20 protein-coding genes are annotated in these 20,298 nt (G+C 58.6%); 13 read left to right on the forward strand and 7 right to left on the reverse strand.

Translation table 11 applies throughout. The features are described from left to right. Positions 1 to 44: 44 nt before the first annotated feature. From ASC90_RS04120 to ASC90_RS04135, 4 genes are all read left to right on the forward strand, one after another. Positions 45 to 800 (forward strand): ImuA family protein, encoded by a 756-nt coding sequence (locus tag ASC90_RS04120; RefSeq protein WP_056535768.1) that lies wholly within the window; start codon positions 45 to 47, stop codon positions 798 to 800. Further along, the gene (locus ASC90_RS04125) at positions 721 to 2,232 is read left to right on the forward strand and encodes a DNA polymerase Y family protein (RefSeq protein WP_056535771.1); all 1,512 of its coding nucleotides are present in this window, start codon (positions 721 to 723) and stop codon (positions 2,230 to 2,232) included. The genes ASC90_RS04120 and ASC90_RS04125 overlap by 80 nt, the downstream gene beginning before the upstream one ends. Next, positions 2,229 to 5,489 (forward strand): error-prone DNA polymerase, encoded by a 3,261-nt coding sequence (locus ASC90_RS04130; protein WP_056535773.1) that lies wholly within the window; start codon positions 2,229 to 2,231, stop codon positions 5,487 to 5,489. The genes ASC90_RS04125 and ASC90_RS04130 overlap by 4 nt, the downstream gene beginning before the upstream one ends. Positions 5,490 to 5,755: 266 nt before the next feature. Next, complete coding sequence (locus tag ASC90_RS04135) at positions 5,756 to 6,205, forward strand: NUDIX hydrolase (RefSeq protein WP_244480295.1); 450 nt, start codon at positions 5,756 to 5,758, stop codon at positions 6,203 to 6,205. Between the two features lie 250 nt (positions 6,206 to 6,455). On the opposite strand, the gene ASC90_RS27620 is transcribed toward ASC90_RS04135, so the two are convergent. After that, on the reverse strand, positions 6,456 to 6,608 hold the full coding sequence (locus ASC90_RS27620; RefSeq protein ID WP_082519791.1) for a zinc-binding dehydrogenase: 153 nt from the start codon (positions 6,606 to 6,608) through the stop codon (positions 6,456 to 6,458). Positions 6,609 to 6,841: 233 nt separating this feature from the next. On the opposite strand from ASC90_RS27620, the gene ASC90_RS04140 reads away from it, so the two are divergent. The 4 genes from ASC90_RS04140 (at position 6,842) to ASC90_RS04150 (ending at position 10,325) form a co-directional block, all read left to right on the forward strand. Then, positions 6,842 to 7,438 (forward strand): thermonuclease family protein, encoded by a 597-nt coding sequence (locus ASC90_RS04140; protein WP_244480299.1) that lies wholly within the window; start codon positions 6,842 to 6,844, stop codon positions 7,436 to 7,438. A 31-nt stretch (positions 7,439 to 7,469) separates the two neighbouring features. Next, positions 7,470 to 8,801: a hypothetical protein gene (locus ASC90_RS04145; RefSeq protein WP_056535781.1), complete on the forward strand. Its 1,332-nt coding sequence runs from the start codon at positions 7,470 to 7,472 to the stop codon at positions 8,799 to 8,801. Positions 8,802 to 9,143: 342 nt separating this feature from the next. Beyond that, positions 9,144 to 9,473 (forward strand): BA14K family protein, encoded by a 330-nt coding sequence (locus tag ASC90_RS27625; protein WP_244480300.1) that lies wholly within the window; start codon positions 9,144 to 9,146, stop codon positions 9,471 to 9,473. A gap of 87 nt (positions 9,474 to 9,560) precedes the next feature. Continuing rightward, complete coding sequence (locus ASC90_RS04150; protein ID WP_056535785.1) at positions 9,561 to 10,325, forward strand: cation:proton antiporter; 765 nt, start codon at positions 9,561 to 9,563, stop codon at positions 10,323 to 10,325. On the opposite strand, the gene ASC90_RS04155 is transcribed toward ASC90_RS04150, so the two are convergent. The 3 genes from ASC90_RS04155 to ASC90_RS04165 all read right to left on the reverse strand — a co-directional run bounded on the left by ASC90_RS04155 (position 10,322) and on the right by ASC90_RS04165 (position 12,206). Further along, positions 10,322 to 10,684: a hypothetical protein gene (locus ASC90_RS04155; protein WP_056535788.1), complete on the reverse strand. Its 363-nt coding sequence runs from the start codon at positions 10,682 to 10,684 to the stop codon at positions 10,322 to 10,324. The genes ASC90_RS04150 and ASC90_RS04155 overlap by 4 nt on opposite strands. Positions 10,685 to 10,779: 95 nt before the next feature. Next, a complete protein-coding gene (locus tag ASC90_RS04160; protein ID WP_056535791.1) occupies positions 10,780 to 11,271 on the reverse strand; it encodes a ferritin-like domain-containing protein in 492 nt (163 codons plus the stop codon). 20 nt (positions 11,272 to 11,291) lie between these two features. Next, on the reverse strand, positions 11,292 to 12,206 hold the full coding sequence (locus ASC90_RS04165; protein WP_056535795.1) for a hypothetical protein: 915 nt from the start codon (positions 12,204 to 12,206) through the stop codon (positions 11,292 to 11,294). A 244-nt stretch (positions 12,207 to 12,450) separates the two neighbouring features. Here ASC90_RS04165 and ASC90_RS30210 point away from each other — a divergent pair, with 244 nt between their 5' ends. Further along, positions 12,451 to 12,585, forward strand: a complete 135-nt coding sequence (locus tag ASC90_RS30210) for a hypothetical protein (RefSeq protein ID WP_280138303.1) — start codon at positions 12,451 to 12,453, stop codon at positions 12,583 to 12,585. A gap of 156 nt (positions 12,586 to 12,741) precedes the next feature. Then, positions 12,742 to 13,743, forward strand: coding sequence for a sensor histidine kinase (locus ASC90_RS04170; RefSeq protein WP_082519792.1), 1,002 nt, complete (start codon positions 12,742 to 12,744; stop codon positions 13,741 to 13,743). Between the two features lie 44 nt (positions 13,744 to 13,787). On the opposite strand, the gene ASC90_RS04175 is transcribed toward ASC90_RS04170, so the two are convergent. The 3 genes from ASC90_RS04175 to ASC90_RS04185 all read right to left on the reverse strand — a co-directional run bounded on the left by ASC90_RS04175 (position 13,788) and on the right by ASC90_RS04185 (position 17,394). Then, the gene (locus tag ASC90_RS04175; protein WP_056535801.1) at positions 13,788 to 14,057 is read right to left on the reverse strand and encodes a hypothetical protein; all 270 of its coding nucleotides are present in this window, start codon (positions 14,055 to 14,057) and stop codon (positions 13,788 to 13,790) included. Positions 14,058 to 14,154: 97 nt separating this feature from the next. Continuing rightward, positions 14,155 to 15,387, reverse strand: coding sequence for an alpha/beta hydrolase (locus ASC90_RS04180; protein ID WP_056535804.1), 1,233 nt, complete (start codon positions 15,385 to 15,387; stop codon positions 14,155 to 14,157). A gap of 204 nt (positions 15,388 to 15,591) precedes the next feature. After that, positions 15,592 to 17,394 carry a hypothetical protein gene (locus ASC90_RS04185; RefSeq protein ID WP_056535807.1) on the reverse strand — a complete coding sequence of 601 codons (1,803 nt, stop codon included), beginning with the start codon at positions 17,392 to 17,394 and terminating at the stop codon, positions 15,592 to 15,594. A gap of 318 nt (positions 17,395 to 17,712) precedes the next feature. Here ASC90_RS04185 and ASC90_RS04190 point away from each other — a divergent pair, with 318 nt between their 5' ends. The 3 genes from ASC90_RS04190 to ASC90_RS04200 all read left to right on the forward strand — a co-directional run bounded on the left by ASC90_RS04190 (position 17,713) and on the right by ASC90_RS04200 (position 20,291). Continuing rightward, positions 17,713 to 19,338, forward strand: a complete 1,626-nt coding sequence (locus ASC90_RS04190) for a DUF1254 domain-containing protein (RefSeq protein ID WP_056535810.1) — start codon at positions 17,713 to 17,715, stop codon at positions 19,336 to 19,338. A gap of 199 nt (positions 19,339 to 19,537) precedes the next feature. Continuing rightward, a complete protein-coding gene (locus ASC90_RS04195; protein WP_056535813.1) occupies positions 19,538 to 19,807 on the forward strand; it encodes a hypothetical protein in 270 nt (89 codons plus the stop codon). 58 nt (positions 19,808 to 19,865) lie between these two features. Beyond that, a complete protein-coding gene (locus tag ASC90_RS04200) occupies positions 19,866 to 20,291 on the forward strand; it encodes a cysteine rich repeat-containing protein (protein WP_056535816.1) in 426 nt (141 codons plus the stop codon). Positions 20,292 to 20,298: the final 7 nt, after the last annotated feature.

Consider the following 20,298-nt stretch of genomic DNA (forward strand, 5'->3'; position numbering starts at 1 on the left):
CGCTTTTGAACGAGATGGAACCCACGAATTGACGAAGGCCACAGATGGCGCATTCCAGCGCGAACCCCGTCATTACCGAGCTTCTGGAGCGTATTTCGCATCTGGAAGGTGGCCTCTCGCGTCGGAAGCCGACCTTACCGTTCGGCGTCCCGGAAATCGATGACCATCTTCCCGATGGCGGGCTGTCTTTCGGGGCCCTGCACGAAATCGCTGGCGGCGGTGCAGGCACGGTGGACGGAGCCGCTGCAGCGCTTTTTGCTGCAGGCATAGCAGCACGCACGAAGGGCAAGGTGATCTGGTGCCTGACGCGACCGGACCTGTTCCTTCCGGCGCTGGCGCAGGCTGGCCTTCATCCGGATCGGGTGATCTTCGTCGAGGCGGCGAGGGAAGAGGATGTTCTCGCATCCATGGAGGAAGCTCTTTCCTTCGGTGGGCTAGGGGCCGTCGTCGCCGAACTGGTCAGGCTTCCAATGACCGCTTCGCGACGGCTGCAGCTTGCAGCGGAAAAGACCGGTGCGATGGGGCTCGTCGTCCGACGATGGCGACGACAGACCGAAGCTAGCGATTTCGGTCAGCCGACCGCGTCGTCGACACGGTGGCGAGTAAGCGTGCTGCCTTCGGAAAAACTTCCGGTTCCAGGCGTCGGCCGAGCACGGTGGTTTCTGGAGTTGATGAGAGTGAAAGCGGGCGAGTGCGCTGAGTTTGAAATTGGAGCGTGTGATGCCGCGGGTTTTATCAATCTTTCTGCCGGATTTGCCGACCGACAGGATCAGGCGGGCCGATCCCGCCATTCCGGTTGAGCAGCCGATTGCCGTCATTGCGCGCAGCGGTTCGAAGCGCTGGGTTGTCGCTGCCGACGCGGCTGCGCGGAAGGCCGGCGTACGTGTCGGCATGCCGGCTGCCAAAGCCCAGGCGCTGTTTCGGGGACTGATGCTCGAGGACGCCGATCAGGCTGCCGACGCGACTGCATTGGAGCGGATCACGCTCTGGGCGCTGACGCATTATTCTCCGATCGTCGCCGTTGACGGGCCTGATGGGATCGTGATGGACACAGAAGGTGCCGACCACCTGCAGGGCGGCGAAGAGAGGATGGTCACTGGCATTGCCAATCGCTTCAGGGCCAAGGGTCTGACTGCAAGGCTTGCGATCGCCGACACATGGGGGGCAGCTCATGCCTGTGCCCGCGCGATCCAGCGCGACACAGTCGTTGTCCTGCCAGGCGAAACGTTGCGCGCAGTGGAGCAGCTCCCGATCCACCTGCTTAGACTCCCCGACAAGATGGTCATCGATCTTCGGACCCTGGGGTTCAAATCCATCTCCGAACTCTCAGCAACACCGCGCGCACCGCTCACTCTACGGTTCGGCCCGGAGATCGGCCGACGTCTTGACCAGACGTATGGCCGCCTCGCCGAACCCATTGATCCGATCCGAAGCTCCGAACTGATCGAAGTCTCCCGTTCGTTTGCCGAACCGATCGGAGCAGCGGAAACGATCAATAAGTACGTTGGGCGGCTTGTGGTTCAGCTAATCGCCGAACTGCAGCGGAAAGGACTTGGTGTTCGACGGACCGACCTGATCGTCGAGACGGTTGATGGTGTCAGACAGGCGATCCGCGCGGGGACCGCAAAACCCGTCCGAGACGTCGCCTGGCTGGCAAAGCTCTTTCGCGACAGGACGGAGAAGATCGAACCAGGCTTCGGCATCGAGAAGCTGTCTCTGGTCGCCATCCTCACGCAGCCGCTTGAGGAGGAGCAGCGGGCGTCGTCGCTCATCGAGGAAGACACAACCGATATCACGCCGTTGATCGACGTCTTCGGCAATCGCGGACAACGCGTCTACCGTCTTGCTCCGGTCGCCTCCGATGTTCCCGAAAGAAGCGTCCAGAGGATAGCGCCTGCCACGGTTGCGACCGAGGAGAGCTGGGTCCATCACTGGCCGCGACCGGTGCGACTTCTCCACAAACCAGATCCGATTGACGCCATTGCGCTCATGCCGGACCGGCCACCGGTCAGCATCACCTGGCGTGGCATGCGTCACAAGATCACCCGAGCCGACGGGCCCGAGCGGGTGTTCGGCGAATGGTGGAAACGCGACAGCGAGCTTGAGGCGGTCCGCGACTATTTCGCGGTCGAGGATGAACGCGGCCAGCGGTTCTGGGTGTTTCGTTCCGGCGACGGCGTCGATCCCGAGACCGGATCGCACCGCTGGTTCCTGCACGGTATATTCGCATGACTTACGCCGAGCTTCAGGTCACGACCCACTTCAGTTTCCTGCGAGGGGCATCCTCGGCCGCCGAACTGTTTGCCACTGCCAAGGAACTCGGCATCGAGGCGATCGGTGTCGTTGACCGCAATAGCCTCGCGGGGATCATCCGTGCGCTGGAGGCGTCCCGGAATACCGGTCTTCGCCTTGTCGTCGGCTGCCGGCTTGACCTCCAGGACGGCATGTCGATCCTCGTCTACCCGACGGACCGTGCCGCGTACTCACGGCTGACACGGCTGCTGACTCTTGGAAAGAGCCGCGGCGGCAAGGCGAACTGCATCCTGACGCTCGACGACGTCGCGCTCTATGCCGAAGGGCTGATCGGCATCCTCGTGCCCGACCTGCCTGATGAGACGTGCGCAATCCAGCTTCGGAAGATGGCCGAACTCTTTAAGGACAGGGCTTACGTCTCGCTATGCCTCAGGCGTCGTCCGAACGACCAGCTGCGACTGCATGAGATTTCCACCATGGCAGCCCGTTTTAAGGTGCGCACCCTCGTCACCAACGACGTGCTGTTTCATGAACCCGGCCGCCGGCAGCTTCAGGACGTCGTGACCTGCGTGCGCAACAACACGACGATAGACGACGTCGGCTTCGAACGGGAACGGCATGCCGATCGCTACCTCAAAACGCCGGAAGAAATGGAACGGCTGTTTCCACGCTATCCCGAAGCGCTTGCCCGCACGATGGAGATCGTTGATCGCTGTCGCTTCAGTCTCGAGGAGTTGACCTACCAATATCCGGAGGAAGCGATCGTTGAGGGCATGGATGCCCAGCAGTCGCTGGAACACTATGTCCGGGAATGCATTCCGATCCGCTATCCCGAAGGATTGCCGCAGAAGGTGCTGCGGGCGGTACGGCATGAACTCGACCTCATCAGATCGATGAAGTACGCACCGTATTTCCTGACGGTCTTCAGCATCGTTCGCTTCGCCCGTTCCCAGGGTATCTTGTGCCAGGGCAGGGGATCGGCGGCCAATTCGGCGGTTTGCTACATCCTCGGGATCACCTCGATCGATCCCGATACCAACGACCTGCTGTTCGAGCGCTTCATCTCTCAGGAACGCGATGAACCGCCTGACATCGACGTGGACTTCGAACACGAGCGGCGGGAGGAGGTGATCCAGTGGATTTACAGGACCTATGGCCACGACAAAGCGGCCCTTTGCGCCACGGTCACCCGCTACCGAGCCAAGGGTGCGATCCGGGATGTCGGCAAGGCGCTTGGCCTTCCTGAAGATATTATCAAGGCGTTGTCATCTGGCATGTGGTCTTGGTCCGAGGAGCTGGTCAGCGATCGCAAGATCAGGGAGCAGGGACTCAATCCGCAGGATCGGCGTCTGGCGTTGACGCTCAAGCTCGCCCAACAACTGATGGGGGCTCCCCGTCATCTTGGCCAGCATCCAGGCGGTTTCGTTCTTACCCATGAACGGCTCGACGATCTCGTTCCAATTGAACCGGCCTCGATGGCCGACCGCCAAGTCATCGAATGGGACAAGGACGACATCGAGGCGCTCAAGTTCATGAAGGTCGACGTCTTGGCGCTCGGCATGCTGACCTGCATGTCCAAGAGCTTTGCCTTGTTGAGTCAACACAAGGACATAGACATCGATCTTGCCACGATACCTCAAGAGGACCCGCCGACCTATGCGATGATCCGCAAGGCGGACACGCTCGGCACCTTCCAGATCGAATCCCGAGCCCAAATGGCGATGCTACCGCGCATGAAACCTCGGACCTTCTACGATCTCGTCATCCAGGTAGCGATCGTGCGGCCTGGTCCGATCCAAGGGGACATGGTGCATCCGTATCTCCGGAGACGGGAAGGCAAGGAAGCGGTCGAGTATCCGACGCCGGAGCTGGAGGCGGTCTTAGGCAAGACCCTCGGCGTCCCGCTCTTCCAGGAGAGCGCGATGAAGGTTGCGATGGTTTGCGCCGGCTTCACCGGCGGCGAGGCCGACCAGCTTCGCAAATCCATGGCGACCTTCAAGTTCACCGGTGGCGTCTCGCGGTTCAAGGACAAGCTGGTCTCGGGGATGATCGAGAACGGATACTCGCCGGAGTTTGCCGAGAAGACCTTCAGCCAACTCGAAGGCTTCGGTTCTTATGGCTTCCCGGAATCGCATGCGGCCTCCTTCGCGCTGATTGCTTACGCCAGTAATTTCGTGAAGTGTCATTTCCCTGACGCCTTCTGCACGGCTCTCCTGAATTCGCAGCCGATGGGCTTCTACGCACCCGCGCAGATCGTCGGCGATGCCCGCGCGCACGGCGTCGAGGTCAGGCCGGTCTGCATTAACAGGTCCCGTTGGGATTGCACGCTCGAGGAGATCGGAGAGACCGGCCGTCACGCGGTTCGTCTTGGGATGCGGATGGTCAAGGGGCTTGCGGTCGCCGATGCTGCGAGGATCGTCACCGCTCGGATGAACTCCACTTTCGAAACCGTGGATGATGTCTGGCGACGATCTCATGTCCCGACCGAAGCACTGGTGCAGCTCGCCGAGGCCGATGCGTTCCTGCCGTCGTTCAAGCTTCCGCGACGCGATGCGCTCTGGGCGATCAAGGCGCTGCGCGACGAGCCGCTTCCGCTGTTTGCGGCGGCCTCCAAACGGGAGGCGCGGGCAATTTCCGAACAGCAGGAGCCGGAGGTCGCGTTGCGCCAGATGACGCAAGGACATAACGTCGTCCAGGACTACAGTCATGTCGGCCTGACACTGCGGAGCCACCCGGTCAGTTTCCTCCGGAGCGATCTCAACGAACGCCGGATCGTGACCTGCCAGGAGGCGATGAGCGCGCGCGATGGTCGCCGGTTGATGACAGCAGGCCTGGTTCTGGTTCGTCAGAAGCCGGGATCGGCCAAGGGCGTCATGTTCATCACCATCGAGGACGAAACCGGTCCCGCGAATGTCGTCGTCTGGCCTTCTTTGTTCGAGAAACGCCGCCAGGTCGTGCTTGGATCGTCCATGATGGCGATCAACGGCCGTATCCACCGCGAAGGCGATGTAGTTCACCTCGTGGCGCAACAGCTCTTCGACCTCTCCGACGATCTCTCCGCCCTCGCAGACCGTGACGGCGATTTCAAACTTCCGACGGGCCGGGGAGACGAGTTTGCCCATGGTTCACCGGGAAGCCCGGATTCAAGGGAGAGAGCAAGCGTAAAGCCGAGGGACATTTTCGTCCCAGACCTTCACATCGACACTCTAAAGGTGAAGAGCCGTAACTTTCATTAGTCGTTCTCAGCCCGGACCCGAAGGCCCACCGCCCAATGCGGACATAGCCATCCCATTTCGTCTACCCTATAAATGCAAGCGATGGCGTTCGGATGAGAGCGCCTTTCATGTCGGCGCTAGTCTAGTTGTCTCCCCGTCATCTTGGTGGGATAGCATGAGTTGAAGGCCCCACGGCCCTTGCCCAGAATCAAATTGCGCTCCACCTTTCGGGTATGAAGAACGGTGCGACACACCTGTCCAGTTTGGCGAGCCATGCGGCCACGATCATGAGCGGCGGCGCAGCCGAGCAGCTTGGCGCGCTGTGCGTGCGCACTGGACCAGACGGCTCTCTCGACGTCCTGCTAATAACGACTCGACAGACAGGTAGATGGTCGATCCCGAAGGGATGGCCTATCAAGGGACTTGCATCTCACAAAGCCGCAGAGCGCGAAGCATGGGAGGAAGCGGGCGTGATAGGACGCGCAAAGAGGCGCGTTTTCGGTTACTACACCTACCTCAAGGCACTCGAAGACGGACGAAAACTGCCGTCGATCGTTGAGGTTCACCTAGTCGAGGTGCGCCGTATGAAAAAAACATTTCCTGAAGCCAAAGAACGGAAGCTTGCTTGGATGCGACCCTCTGATGCGGCGTTGCTCGTGGGCGAGCCTGAACTGAAGGGTCTAATACGAAGCCTCGACAGGTATCGTCCGTTCAACGCTCCCAGCCTCATCAGTTAAGAATTTGGTGCGGCTCGGCGACTGCTGATGACACTGCTGTTGAGAGAACCAAACGACAGAGACTACTGTAACATACTTCGGTGTCGCGATAGGTGTTGTCGTATTTTCCTCTTGGGGTACGCTCGATGGCACGCGACTTAATTGATCGGGATGCAAGAATTCGGACAGAGCCTGCGTGGGATGTCCTTCGAAGGGCGACGAAATGGGAGACGCTGCGGGCGACTTTTCCGGCCGAAGCGCGAGGTCTTGATTAGTCGACTACCTTCAGCACGATCCTGCCTTTCGCATGCTCAAGCTTGCCCTCGAGCATCTCATGAGCCTTGACGGCGTCATGGAACGGCAGGACCGATCCCACGTTCGTCTTGAGATCACCGTTGTCGATCATCTTCGAGATGTCGGCCAACTGGCCCGTCGATACTGCAACGCGCCTAGACCGAATACGATCTGGCCGTCACAGGGCGGCGTCCCCGCACGCCCTGTCGTTTACCATTCCTTAATTTAGCACTCACCTCTGGTTGCAGAATCATGCCGCGTAAAATAAGTATTTCTTGCGATGAGGGGGTGACTTTGTTTTCAAGAATACTAGCCATTATGCTTCTGCTGACTTTTCCAGCGGAATGGGCATTTGCGGCCTCAATGGTTCGCGTCATTGATGGCGACACGATCGATTTGGACGGTGTTCGGTACCGCCTTCACGGGATCGACGCACCCGAGGCTGGCCAAACTTGCAAGAGCCCGGACGGCAGCGAATGGGCATGTGGGCAGGCCGCGATTCACAAAATGGAAAGCCTTGTTCTGGGCCACGACGTCTCCTGCAAGCCGCGTGAAAAAGACATGTACGCCCGCTGGATCGCAAGCTGCGTTGCCGACGGTGTCGATGTCAACGGCGAAATGGTGGCGTCCGGCTTAGCTTGGGCATTCCGGAGATACTCTGTTGACTACGTCGCAGCAGAGGAGGTAGCGCATGCCAGCCACGTCGGCGTCTGGCAGGCAGATACACAGACTGCCTGGGATTTCAGGGCGAACAAGTGGAGCGGGGCGAGCGCTAGTTCGGTAGTCAGCGGTTGCCCGATCAAGGGCAACATCAACAGCAAACACGAGAAAATCTATCACGCGCCGTGGTCCAAGGATTACGCGAAGACCAAGATCGACACGCGCAAGGGTGAGCGTTGGTTTTGCTCCGAAGGAGAGGCCGTGGCGGCAGGTTGGCGACCGCCGCAATGGGGTCGATGAATTCAGCTTATGATGCATACAGGTAGCGGCAATGGCCAAGTTTGAAGCCCTCAATAATCTCTACAACAGTCTACGAGAGTCGTCTCATGACTTCCGTATTACGACCGACCCGTTTCCTCCGTTCGACGCCGACAAGCTCGCGAAATCGATGGAGATCGAACGGAAGGCCGGCGAAAATGGCAAGGCGAATGTTCCTGCACCAGCCGCTCTGGACTTCGACGACGTCGAGCGTGCGATCATCGATCGAGTGGAGAGCCAGCGAGGCGACTCGTTCCAGATTCTTGAAGACCAGCTGCACACCTACGCTACCCGACTGCGGAACCTCGATTTCGATGGGCATTTTGGGCAGATCGAGATGACCAACCATTCCAGCGTCGAGGATTTCCAAGCCGACGTTGCAGTAGGACGCGATGAACTGTTCATGCGGCGCAAAGACCTGCGGGCAACCGACGAGGAACTGGAGGACTTCCGGAAGCGGAATCGCCTAGAGAAGCGGGTCGCTCGCGTGAAAGGGAAACTGGAGACGACCCTCAAGGTCCTCTTCATTGTGTTCCTGCTCTTGCTGGAGACCGCGGTCAATGGCGTGTATCTTGCCAAAGGAAACGACAGCGGTCTTGTTGGCGGCATCGGCTACGCATTCGGCTTTGCCTTCATCAACGTGGTCGGCACGTTTCTGTTGGCGCTCTTTGGTATCCGACAGCTCAATCGGCGCTCCGTCGTCCTGAAATTTATAGGGCTTCTCAGCCTGATCTTCTGGATTGCTTTAGCCATCGCGCTAAACCTCGCCATGGCGCACTACCGCGAGATTTCTGCAACCGCTGTCGACAATATCGGCGCACTTGTTCGCCAGCGTGTTGTCAACGACCCATTAGGCCTGTCGGACATCGACTCCTTCGTTCTTTTCGCGGGTGGTTTCCTCTTCTCGGTTGCCGCGCTGCTGGACGGTCTGTTCATGACCGATCCCTACCCAGGCTATGCGGGGACATACTCCAGATATTTCTCGGCACGCATCGAATACGCCGACGAGAAGGATCATCGTATCGAACGGCTCAAGGAAATCCGAGACGAGCACAACGAGAAGATCGAGGTTATCATTCAGCGGCTTTCCAAGCGCCGTAAGGAATGCGCGGCCATCATCGACGCACGGACCCGCATGACAAAGCTATTCGCTGAACATCAGACGAGCCTGGAGGGCGTCGCGCGCATCCGCAACTTCGAGGCTATGTCGTGGAGGGGTTCGTCCAGCTTGTCTCGGCGACCATTTCCTTTGCGGCACGCAATGCCTCGTTACAGGCAGCCGCGTTCGTGGGAAACCCAAACCCCTCACGATTCGAGCTCGCAGTCCCGCAGCATAATGAAGTAATATCGCGCCACCTCCCGAGAACGTACACAGTGTTACGAGTTCGGTCGTTTGGACGGTCTTACTTGCTTGATCGACACAAGCCCATCGTTCGGGTCAGGAGGCCACCTTCCAGAACCTCCTTCACGTCGCAGCAAAGGCCCCCAAGGATGTCTGCTCACTTGAAGGAACCTTCTGGGATGCGCCGGGTTACCTAGTTGTCCAATAAAAGGAAATAACGAATTGAAAAATATTACAAAAATACTGACGGCAGGGACTATCGCGGTCGCTGTGAGCTTTGCTTCGCTTGGGACTGCGTTCGCTCTTCCCGTCACATCGCCGAAAGTTCCGCAAGCCACCTCACAAGTGGACCAAGTACAATATCGTGGGGACGGCGACATGCGGGATAACCGTGACTTCCGCCGTCATCGGAACGGCTACTACAATGGAGAGCGTGGCTACCGCGATCGACGTGCAGGCTATCGTCGCCATTCTGACGGCTTCTGGTATCCGCTAGCGGCGTTCGGTGCCGCCGCAATTATCGGTGGTGCGATAGCCAAGCAACCCCGCACCAACTACGGCGGATCGAGCCACGTAGAGTGGTGCGCCAATCGCTACCAGTCTTACCGCGCCTCAGACAACACCTACGTTCCTCGTGCTGGTGCGCGGGCGTATTGCAATTCGCCCTACAGTTGATTACGCCGCAAAGGGATGAGAGCCGCCGCGCAAATGCGGTCGGTTTCCTATCAATCGGCAATACCTGCTCGATGGAAGTGAGCGTGAATGGACATCTACATCGTCACGCTTACCATCCTTGGATTTGTTGTTCTTCTGACTGCATGGCTGCCCATGATGTTCCGTCGGCTGCCTCTGTCGCTTCCTATCGCTTGTCTCGCCATCGGTGCGCTGTTGGCCCTTTCACCGTTTCCGCTTCTGCCTCGCTTCAATCCGCTGGAAAACCGTGCGTTCACGGAGCGCATGACAGAGGTTGTTGTGATCGTCGCCTTGATGGGGGCAGGTCTGAAGCTTGATCGCCGCATCGGTTGGCGGCGATGGGGAACAACCTGGCGGCTCCTTGGAATTGCGATGCCGCTGACGATCGCGGCACTAGCGCTTCTCGGGCACTGGATACTCGGATTAGGCGTTGCTTCGGCACTCCTGCTCGGAGCCTCGCTCGCCCCAACCGATCCCGTCCTTGCTAGCGATGTCCAGGTCGGACCACCACAAAGTGGAGAAGAAGACGAGGTCCGTTTTGCCCTGACATCGGAGGCTGGCCTCAACGACGGCCTCAGCTTTCCTTTCGTGCATCTTGCCATCGCCTTGACACTCGCGACGAGCGAGGGGAGCGAGGTGTTGCGGCATTGGGCACTGATCGACGTGGGATGGAGGCTCTTTGCCGGTGTTGTAATGGGATGGGCGCTTGGCAAGTTTTTTGGACTGCTCTCGTTCCGGATGAGTGGCAGCAGCCTGGCAAGAACGAAGGATGGTTTCAGTTCTCGGCTCTCCCGCTCTGTCATTTCTCTGACGGCCATAGACGTGGCCTCCTAGCTATGGAACACGGGAATAGAGCGGCGCGCTCCCCCGCGCTTGGTCAAGAGCGGACGGGTTGCCTGGCCTACATTGTTTTCCATGTTGTCCAATGTTGCGTCGAAAAGCTCCTGTGGATAAGCGATCGCAGAATCCGCATCAGCGGGCGAGAGCTTGATCTCCTCGCATTTTGACCGCATCGCGGTGGGAATGGCTGAGAGCGCCTGCTGCGCGGCGTGCTTATCTCCGGCTTTCATAAGCAGGCTCAGAGAGGTCGCTGCGACGACCTCCAATACCGTTATCCGACCCTCGATCTCACCCATTGAAGGAACCGCGATGTTTGCGCCGCTCCCGTAACCATCGCGTTTGGCATTGTACATCGCATACTCCTCGTGACACTCGACTGATCCTGTCGGCCCCTCTCGACGAGGCGACCGCACAATGGAGCCGCGCATTTCCGCGCGGCCTGAGGACATCAAGCGGCTAGTGCATTCACCGTGGTTTCGGCGATCTCAGACAGCAGCTCGTCAGTTTCCTCTTCTTCGCCAAGGGTCTCTGCGAGCAACTCCGCCACTTCGTCGAGGCCGAGCAATTTTGCCCAAGTCACCATCGTGCCATATCGACTGATCTCGTAGTGTTCGAGAGCCTGAGCTCCAGCCAGGAGACCCGCGTCCAGCGCGTCTGTTCCTTCGAAATCCTCCATCACTTCCTTGCCTTCGGCGATGATGCCAAGGATGGCGTTGCAAGTCTTTGGCTCAGCAGGCATGCCAATCAGTTCAAAGGCTTCCTCAATTCGCTGAACGTGTTTTTCGGTTTGACCACGATGGGCCTCGAAAGCCGCTTTCAATTCCGAAGACTGCGCGGCTTCGGCCATTCTTGGGAGCGCATTCAAGATTTGCTTCTCTGCGAAATAGATGTCCTTCATTGTTTCGTAGAGGAGGTCGTTCAAGTGTTTTGACGGTGCCATGCTAGTTTTCCTTGTTTGAGTCATGGGTTTCTGGCTATGGGGTACTGCTGGACAGCGGTTGTGGGTACGATACCAGCCACGCCGCCGAACCAACCTGCAATCGCGCCCAAGACGAGGGCCAGGAAGCCAAGCAATGCCCCTCGTGACACGACGTTAGCCGTTGCCTGTGCGGCGTCGAGTGCTTGCCGCTTCGCAGCGTCCATCGAGTCCGAATAGCTGTTCTGGTACTCATCAACCTTTACTCTGGCCTGATCGACAGGGATGTTTTGTGCCTTCGCAAGAGTGTCGGCCGCCCGGGATTTTGCAGCGTCGATTGTTGACTGATCGCCGGTTGCAACTGCCCACATTGCCGACATTGCGGCATTCTGAAGAGCTTGCGGATCGCTTCCACCGCTACCCTCGCGGATTTGACGTTCCATGGTACTCAAGGGGTCCGTAGCCGCAGCGATCGAAGGAGCAGCAGTTGACGCAGCCGATGCAGCGGTCTGGCCCATGCCGCCGCCGACACTGGAGAGGCCGCTGAAGGCACCCCCAACCAGAGCGCCGACCGAGGTCGTCAACAGATAAAGGACAACAAGCGTTGTCACGCCCCAGGCTGTCACACCGTGCAGCCCGCCGGTGAATTTGTCCGGCCGCGCGGACAGCCGACTCGACACATAACCGCCGATATATGCTGCTCCTATTCCTGCGGCCGCAAACCACAGTCCGCCGATGATGGAGAACGTTGACGCGGCAGGGTTATCCGATGTTCCCGGATCGAGGACAGCATCGCCGATGCCTACGCCGAGAAGATTGAGCAGGAATTGCGTCGAAAGTGCCAGGACGACACCAGCAAAGACCGCGCCCCACGAAATCTTATAGGGGGAAACTACGATACGCGAGTTTGTCAAATAGTCGGCATCGCCAGGCAGGAGCGCGCTTGCGGGCTGGGACATTGGCAATTTCCTTTAAGAGCGCGAAAGCCGCGCGGTGCGGACGTGACCGCACTTAGATATCTGCTAACCACCGGCTGAGGCGATAGTTCCGCTGAACAGGAGACAATATTCCAGGATGATCCAGTATATGGACCGAGCTCCATACGGATTCTCAAATGGGACATCGGGTTGGTCAACTCAGTGACCCGCGGCGAGACGCCATTCTACATCTTGACGGCGCGATCCCTCTATAGCGGTCCATCAGATGAACAAGGCAATTGAAGCTCTGAACCGGACGGACTGGCGCGGATTGGTGGACGTGCGAATGCGCGAGCTTACGACTGATGAAGACATACTCGCGGAGTTCGGTATCGCCGATCCGGAACGATCCGTCGAATGAATGCAGACCCATCCATTCATGACTGCTAACATCCAGTCCTTGGAGCGTGGGCTTTGATTGCGTTGCCCTACGGCCCTCTCTTTACTCACTCGGGGATGTCTCTATCCGTCCATCTGCGATCGTCTGAACGCCAACGAGCCGGAAAGGCATTTGACCATGGCATCTGCCACCCCTGACAAATCCAGTTGGACGCACAACGAGCTTCACCGGGCAATCCTGGCAGCAGGCGTCGCTTTGTGGTCATGGAACGTCGATACCGATGACCTCATCATGGACGAGCTGGGGTATGAGCTGTGGAATGTCGATCGAAGTGAACCGCTGACATTCGAACGTCTCTCTGAAAAAATTCACCCTGCCGACAGGGACCGTGTGAGAGCTGCGTTCACGGCGACCAGGGCGCTTGTTGGCCGTTACGAGATCGACTTCCGGATTCTCGTCGGTCCTGACGTTAGGTGGATATCGGCACGCGGGCAGGGCGAGGACGAGGGCATCAAGAAACGCAAGGTGATGGGCATTTTCCTCGACGTAACCGGGCGGAAGCAGGCTGAGGAAAGCCATGAACTGCTTGCCGGCGAAATGAGCCATCGGGTCAAGAACCTGCTGGCAATAGCATCGGGGCTTACCACAATTACGTCGCGGTCCTCGACGTCGATCGAGGACATGACCAAACAGCTTACGAACCGCTTGACTGCTCTCGGCCGCGCCCACGACCTCGTTCGCCCGCTGCCGAGCGGGCAGGGTGCGGCGGCACTTCTTGGCGACATCTTTACTGTACTCCTTGCCCCCTATGACGACGAAGGCGCGTTCGCCGGCCGTATCAGGGTCGCGGTGCCGCGCCTGGGTGTCGGCGAAAACGCTGCGACAGGCCTTGCGCTGGTCATCCACGAGTTGGCGACCAACGCCTTGAAGTACGGAGCCTTGTCGACGCCGGAAGGCACCCTCGATATCTCCGGCACAATGTGCGGAGACGACATCGAAATCAGATGGACGGAAAGAGGTGGCCCCGCGGTTTCGACACCTGATGGGCCGGGAGGATACGGCAGCAAGCTTCTTCAGAGGACACTGTCAGGTCAGTTGGGTGGGACCCTGCATCACGACTGGTCGCCCGAAGGGCTGCTGGTGACGTTGCGGATCAGCGGAGATCGTCTTTCCAGATAGCCGCGCTACAGGTACACTTGAAACCCGGTGGGTCTGCCGCATCTCTACGCAATTTCGTAGAGGAAGTCGCAGACGAGGTCCGCTATAACGCTCGCCTGTGTGTCGGTCATATAGGCGGCCGTTTCGGCCGCGATAGCCTCGACGTCACCACGGTCCACCGCGATCAGATCAAGTATCCGCGCGAACTTGATGGTCAGTTCAGGGTCACCGGCGAACTCATCAATTTTTACGGCCAGCAGACTCTCGGTCGCGTCAATCAATCTCGTTTGAATGCTTTCAGGCGAAGTAGACAGCGCTCTGACTGCCTCGAACAAGTGGGGCCGCGCTTCCGGATATCAACACCCGGTATCAATGCGCCGCCTGCACCACTGCAATACTGATCACCGTTTCGGTTAGCCTCTGTCGGCAAAATCAGCGTTTGCAGCTAGGCGGTGGTCTCAATTGGTCACAGTCCTTGGTGGCGATCGGCTGCAGCTTGTTGGTGGTGCCCGTCAGCCCCCCGATTTGATTGGCGTAGTTATCGCGCGTGTCCTGGTCGACGACTGCGATCGGAGCAGCGAGAACCAGACCAGCCACATTGCCCGCCGCGCTGGCAGCCCCTGTTGTGGCTACCAAAATCTGGTCCCCAAACCCGACGTGACTGTCGGTTAATGTCTGTCCCTCGGAAATACGCTGACCGATGAGCTGGACGATCTGAGGGGATTCGGCGAACTTGCCGTGGTTCATGCTGTCACCGGATTTGATCTTGGTGAGATCGATCACCATGATCTTGTTGTCCTCCAACTCCTTCTTGTAGGGAGCTTGCTCCGGATCGATCGCACCGAGCCGCGAGACATCGCCCCATACCCGACGAGAGAAAGCCAATGCCTTGTCGTCGCGTGACACGAACAGCGTAAACTGGGGATGCTGCTTGCCCATGTCCACAATTTGCTGGCTGAACACGTCGACGTCCACATCGGGAGCCGCCAGCATGACATTTTTGAATTTTTCGGGCAGCCGACCGTTGCGAATGGCCATCTGCCTCAAGGACTCCAGCGCCAGCCAGTTTCCCATGGAATGCGCAAGGATGGAAACCTCCTTCACCTCCGGGTCCTTCGCGAGATATTGGAAAAGCGTCTCCAGGGCGTTGCGCGTATAGTTGGTGCTCTCGCGATCGTAGCCGTAGGCGAGCAAGCTGCCGCGCGACGGCCAGGTCACCAGAATGGGTGCGCTATGGACTCCGGAATCGTGAACAATCTGCGCGAAACGGTAGACGGCGTCCTCAAAGCGGTTGTTGAAGCCGTGAATGAACACGAGGACGCTACCGTCCGGGGTCTTCTTGACGCTGGCGTTCAGCCATTTCTTTGCCTCGTCGATGTTGAGGTCCTCGGCCTTCACCGTGGCGAAGTCGGTCGCCGGGTTCGACGGTAGCCTCTTCGGCCAGGCGACCTGTCCTTCCTTGCGGACTTTACTCGGTGGAATGGAGATCGTCATGTCGGCGAAGGCCGGAGTCCGCGCCCGTTCGCCGTTGAACATCTCGCCAGGAACGGTTGACCGAGTTCGCGTCGTCGCGATCAGCATGTCGACCTTCGGCGACTGCGGCGACGTATTCGCCACGGGTGTCAGGACGCCCTTCGGGTGACCTCCGCATCCGGGTAGTGCCATGATAACTGCACATACTAGAAACCAACGACACCAGCTCCTTGGAGCCGACGCCCCTGCAACGCTACTCTGACTACCCACTGATCGCCCTCTTCCAAATGACAACTAGCCCCCTGACAGTTTATAGGTCCGGTCACCGCCGTGGTCCCGTAACATCGGGTAGGCTCTGCTAATGTTCGGTTGGCCCTGTAGCAAACTGCCACATCGTCAACGGGGTTCCTGAGTGGAGGAGGAATCCGACGGAAGCACCATGGACACCACTTCGTCCACCGCGGGCAGTCCTGCCTTACGGATGTCTGTAATCATCCTGGCTCGATCAGCAGGCTGGAAATTGCGTGATTTCAGTTCGGCAACGATGTTCGGGATGAAATCGGGACGCATCTTGTTGAATAGCGCTGCCTCTCGCCGCGCGTCGTCGATCATTCCCGCGTCGACGTAGATGACCGCAGCGACCGCATGGTAGAGCGGAAACCTCTGCAGATCGGCCTCCTTGATTTCAACAAGCGCCGTTTCGTGGTCGTGGAGCATGTATGCCGCGAGCGCACGCGTTCCGTGATAGTAGTCAGCCCCTCCGGGATTGAGCGCCAACGCCCGATCGAGTAGTAAAGCTCCACGCTTCCATTGCCCACTCATGGCAACACGGGTTCCAAACTCCCCCAGCAATTCAGTGTCGCTGGGATTGGTCTCCAAAGCCTGCTCGCCGACTTTGAGGGCTTCCCGAACCTGATTGCTGAAAAACAAAGCCGTCATCAGCGCCTGCATGGCGCGGACATTGTCCGGATCGTTTTGAACGCCGCGCCGCGCCGCTCTAAGGCTGCGTTCGATCGGTGTTGCAGCCTCGGTCCGGGTATTGAACCTGAAACGCCCCTCGTCGAGATAGACGATGGAAAGCATCGCCCATGCGGTTGCAAAGGATGGATAGCGGGCCACTGTTGCCTCAAGGCAATCACGAACCTGTGCATGCCGCTCGGCACTCAATTCGGCTCGATAGCTGTAGAAGCTCAAGGTGCAGGCCCGCGTGCCGAGGCGGCTTATCGGTGGGTTGGCGGCATCCGCTTTTGCCATGACGCCATAGGGCTGCGCGACCGCGGAGGCGACCTTGTTGGCGATGTCCGACTGAATTGCGAACTCGTCGCGGGTCCGGATGTCGTCGTCGTAGGTTTGCGACCACAAAATCTCGTTGGTTTCGGTGTCGATCAGCCGCGCGGTGACCCGCACAAGATTGCCGGAAACGCGAACGCCACCCCCGAGGAAGAACTGGGCGTCCGGTTCGCTGCCGGCTTGAGGGCTCGCGCCTTCCGGACCCCGTGATTTCAGTGGCTCCCGGCTCAAGACGGTGATTTCCTTGAAGCGGGGGAAGGCGGTGAGCAACTCTTCCGTCAGCCCGGCCGTGTAGTTTTCCGCATTCGGACCATCGCCGAGATTGGCAAACGGCGCGATGAACAGGGTGGGTCCATGTGACGATGCGGGACGGAAATGAAATTGCTGGGCTAGCGCGTAGCTGCTTCCGATGACGACCGCTCCCAGTGCGAGAGCCAGCCATCTCCGTCGCACGGCAGGCGGGCGCAGGCCATAGCCCGCCGTCGCCATTGCAGCGTCTTCATCAGACCTGATCACGACGGCATCTGGAGCCGGATCACGCCAGCGGATAGACGGCGCATATCCGCCTTTAGGGATGTCTATCAGGATCGGGTCGTTCTGACCTGCAACGAGGTAGTAGCGCTCCAGTATCCGACGCAGCCGTCCGGCTTCGATGCGCACAACCGGGTCGTCCTGCGTGAACCCCGCGCTGCGTTTGAACACCTCCACGGCGATGGAATAGCCCTTGATACGGTCTGCGCGACCAGCAAGGGCCTCCTCCATTACATAGATGAGAAATGCGACGCTTCGACCCGATGGAGGGAATTCAGGACTTCTGACGATACGGTCGAGCTGAGCCCGTATTTCTTCGGGACTTGGAGCAGGACGCGGCGAGGCAGCGGCGGCTCCTGGTGGCAATTCGTTCTGCACGGCCTTGCACCTCACCCGCTCTTGAGGGACTCTCTACCACAGATTTCATTACCGCCATCAGATGTAACTTACTGCAGATCTCGACCGTCGTCCACGTAGATACTATTTACACCAGCCAAGTTCTTACGCCCTCGAAGTTCCGCCATCCAAGAAAGGGCTTCGAACATAGCGTCTCGTACCAGCAACTACCCCGTATGTTACGGTTACATACTTGCGCTTTTACGATGCCCGGTCACGATCTCGCCTCGAGAGTAGCTCCGTGTCCTACGTCAGCATTGCAGAGCCGCTGGATGATAGGTGTGGAACCGAGGGAACATCATGACAGCGCTTAAAAGAACAGTCTCGCTACTTGCAGTTATCCTGGCCACGTCGAGTATTGGCTCCGTGGCTTTCTCCCAGACCGCATTCGAAGTTCCCAAGGGGATAACGACGCCCGACAAGGTCGATACGCGGATCGGCACGCTCGAATTCAAGGACGGCGCTCCTAGCACGGAAACGGCCGCAAAGGTCCGTGACACACTTGATTTCACGCGTGGCCTGGACGCCTTCCTCAACAGCTATGGCGGCGCGTCTGCCTATGGCCTGCAACAAGGCTTCAAGAGCGTCGGTGCAGATAACAATACGGTCGTCATCTTTCCCGAGCTGATGGATTCGAAATCGCTGTTCCTCACGGCCAACGCCGACACAATCTATTACCTCTCGGTCGTCGACCTCACAAAGGGGCCGGTGGTGATCGAACAGCCACCGAAGGGTCTCGGTGCCATCAACGACATGTGGTTCCAGTGGATCATCGACATCGGTTTTCCCGGCCCCGACCGCGGTGAAGGCGGAAAGTATCTGATCCTACCGCCGGGTTATGACGGCCCGGTTCCCGATGGGGGCTTTTACGTCGCCAAGGCCAAGACCAACAGGGTGCTTTACGCGTCACGGGCCTATCTCACGGACAATGATCCGAAGCCCACCGTGAAGCTGATCAAGGACAACCTCAAGATTTACCCATATACGCCGGGAGGTCTTGGAACCAGCATTGCCACCGCGCTTGAGGGCAAGGTCAAGCTGGAAGCCAATCCCCCTATTCCTGAGACCAAGTTTGTCGAGGCGAGCGGAAAGGCGTTTAACACCATCCCACCGAACGACTATTCGTTCTTCGAGACGATCAATGAAAACGTGCAACAGGAGCCCGCCGACTCTTACAACCCCGAGCTAGCCGGACAGCTCGCCGCCATCGGCATTGTGAAGGGAAAAGAGTTCAAGCCCGACGAGCGCATGAAGAAAATTCTTACCGACGCAGTCGCCGTTGGAAATGCCGCGGGGCGGATGTTGAACTGGCGCGCCAGCGAGGTGCCGGGCTGGGCCTACTATCCCGACTCGTCCTGGGCAAGCATGCTGTGGGAAGGCGGGGCCAACTTCGAAACGCCACCGCCGATGATCAGCAAGGACGGGCTGTTTGAGCCTTTGCCGGCGACGGGCGCGCGCACCTTGGATTCCAAGACGGCGTTCTACTATGCCTATACCCTCGACTCTCCCGCCATGATCATGCGCCTTCCGCGCGTCGGCTCGCAATATCTGATGGCCTTCATGGACGGCAATGACCAGTACTTCGAAGGGGCAAAAACCTACAAAGTGACGCTGCCGAAAGGCATCCCGGCGGAGGCGTTCTGGTCATTCACAGTCTACGACAATCAGACACGATCGATGTTGGATACACCGCAGCGCTATCCACGCGCTGGCAGCCAGACCTATCCGTCTCCCGCGGCGGAGGCGTCTGCCGACGGTTCGACCACCGTCTACTTCGGTCCGAAGCAGCCGGAAGGAGTCAAACGCGGGAACTGGATACAGACCGTTCCCGACAAGGGATGGTTCACGATCCTTCGGCTCTATAGTCCGCTCGAACCCTTCTTCACGAGGGAATGGCGTCCGACAGAAGTCGATGAAGTTCACTGAAATTCAATCACGCGGTGAGCTCGCAACCGCCGTGAAAAGGACTTTGCGCTGGGACGGAACGCCTTCAAGACGGCGACATATGCAATCGGTGCGATGTCGGCATTCTGGTTCGCCGAGCGGGTGGCTGCGTTCTAAATCGGAAGCCGAATAGGTCATGAGCGCCTAATGTCAGGCGACATATACGAATGGATAAAACCGGATGGGGAACGGTCTTGAATTCGTAAAGCGCGCCTTCGAGAAGCGCGACAAAGTCATTGATGAACTCGCCGCACGCAACGAGGGGTTTCGCGACCTCTGCGACGACTTCGAAATTGCCGTCAACGAGGAAGAGCGATGGGAGCAGTCAACCGCTCAAGAACGCGACGAGCGTATCGCCGAGTACAAAGAACTGATCGAGATCATGCGGATGGAGATCGAACAGGCACTCGAGGCGGCCGCCGCAATGCCATTCAAACCGCCGCGACGATAACTGCTAAAGCATAACAATCGAACGACTACTTCAGATCAATCGCTCCAGGATAGGAACAATGATGAGAGACAGAGTTGGCATCTTTGCGTGGGCGGTATTTGCCTTCCTTGCTCTAACCTCGCTCGGTCGGGCCGACACGATCAGCTATGCCGATGCGGTGACTACCCTTGCTAAGGAGTGCGGGGCAGATATCAAGAAATTCTGCAACGGCGAGAACCTTGGAAACGGCCGCATCCAAGCGTGCCTTGAGAAGAACGCATCGAAGGTTACCCCTACGTGCACATCGACCCTCGGAAGCGTCATCACGTCGATCTCACAGCGCCAGCAGGCACAGGCGTCCGTATTCAAGGTCTGCGAACATGCCATCTCCCAGTACTGCAATGGCGTGAAGGGCGATGGCAACATCCTCTCCTGCCTTATCGAGACCAAGCGCGTCGATAACCGGGAATGCAATCAGGCAATCACCGACGCTCGATGGCGTTGAACCGTGA

The organism is Rhizobium sp. Root1220, assembly GCF_001426265.1.
GTDB lineage: Bacteria > Pseudomonadota > Alphaproteobacteria > Rhizobiales > Rhizobiaceae > Rhizobium.

What these genes read in the sequence shown, in the direction of transcription:
- ASC90_RS04120 (WP_056535768.1), top strand. Translation starts at nt 45, where the DNA reads ATGGCGCATTCCAGCGCGAACCCCGTCATTACCGAGCTTCTGGAGCGT.
- ASC90_RS04125 (WP_056535771.1), top strand. Translation starts at nt 721, where the DNA reads ATGCCGCGGGTTTTATCAATCTTTCTGCCGGATTTGCCGACCGACAGG.
- ASC90_RS04130 (WP_056535773.1), top strand. Translation starts at nt 2,229, where the DNA reads ATGACTTACGCCGAGCTTCAGGTCACGACCCACTTCAGTTTCCTGCGA.
- ASC90_RS04135 (WP_244480295.1), top strand. Translation starts at nt 5,756, where the DNA reads ATGAGCGGCGGCGCAGCCGAGCAGCTTGGCGCGCTGTGCGTGCGCACT.
- ASC90_RS04140 (WP_244480299.1), top strand. Translation starts at nt 6,842, where the DNA reads ATGGTTCGCGTCATTGATGGCGACACGATCGATTTGGACGGTGTTCGG.
- ASC90_RS04145 (WP_056535781.1), top strand. Translation starts at nt 7,470, where the DNA reads ATGGCCAAGTTTGAAGCCCTCAATAATCTCTACAACAGTCTACGAGAG.
- ASC90_RS04150 (WP_056535785.1), top strand. Translation starts at nt 9,561, where the DNA reads ATGGACATCTACATCGTCACGCTTACCATCCTTGGATTTGTTGTTCTT.
- ASC90_RS04155 (WP_056535788.1), bottom strand. Translation starts at nt 10,684, where the DNA reads ATGTACAATGCCAAACGCGATGGTTACGGGAGCGGCGCAAACATCGCG.
- ASC90_RS04160 (WP_056535791.1), bottom strand. Translation starts at nt 11,271, where the DNA reads ATGGCACCGTCAAAACACTTGAACGACCTCCTCTACGAAACAATGAAG.
- ASC90_RS04165 (WP_056535795.1), bottom strand. Translation starts at nt 12,206, where the DNA reads ATGTCCCAGCCCGCAAGCGCGCTCCTGCCTGGCGATGCCGACTATTTG.
- ASC90_RS30210 (WP_280138303.1), top strand. Translation starts at nt 12,451, where the DNA reads ATGAACAAGGCAATTGAAGCTCTGAACCGGACGGACTGGCGCGGATTG.
- ASC90_RS04170 (WP_082519792.1), top strand. Translation starts at nt 12,742, where the DNA reads ATGGCATCTGCCACCCCTGACAAATCCAGTTGGACGCACAACGAGCTT.
- ASC90_RS04180 (WP_056535804.1), bottom strand. Translation starts at nt 15,387, where the DNA reads ATGGCACTACCCGGATGCGGAGGTCACCCGAAGGGCGTCCTGACACCC.
- ASC90_RS04190 (WP_056535810.1), top strand. Translation starts at nt 17,713, where the DNA reads ATGACAGCGCTTAAAAGAACAGTCTCGCTACTTGCAGTTATCCTGGCC.
- ASC90_RS04195 (WP_056535813.1), top strand. Translation starts at nt 19,538, where the DNA reads ATGGGGAACGGTCTTGAATTCGTAAAGCGCGCCTTCGAGAAGCGCGAC.
- ASC90_RS04200 (WP_056535816.1), top strand. Translation starts at nt 19,866, where the DNA reads ATGATGAGAGACAGAGTTGGCATCTTTGCGTGGGCGGTATTTGCCTTC.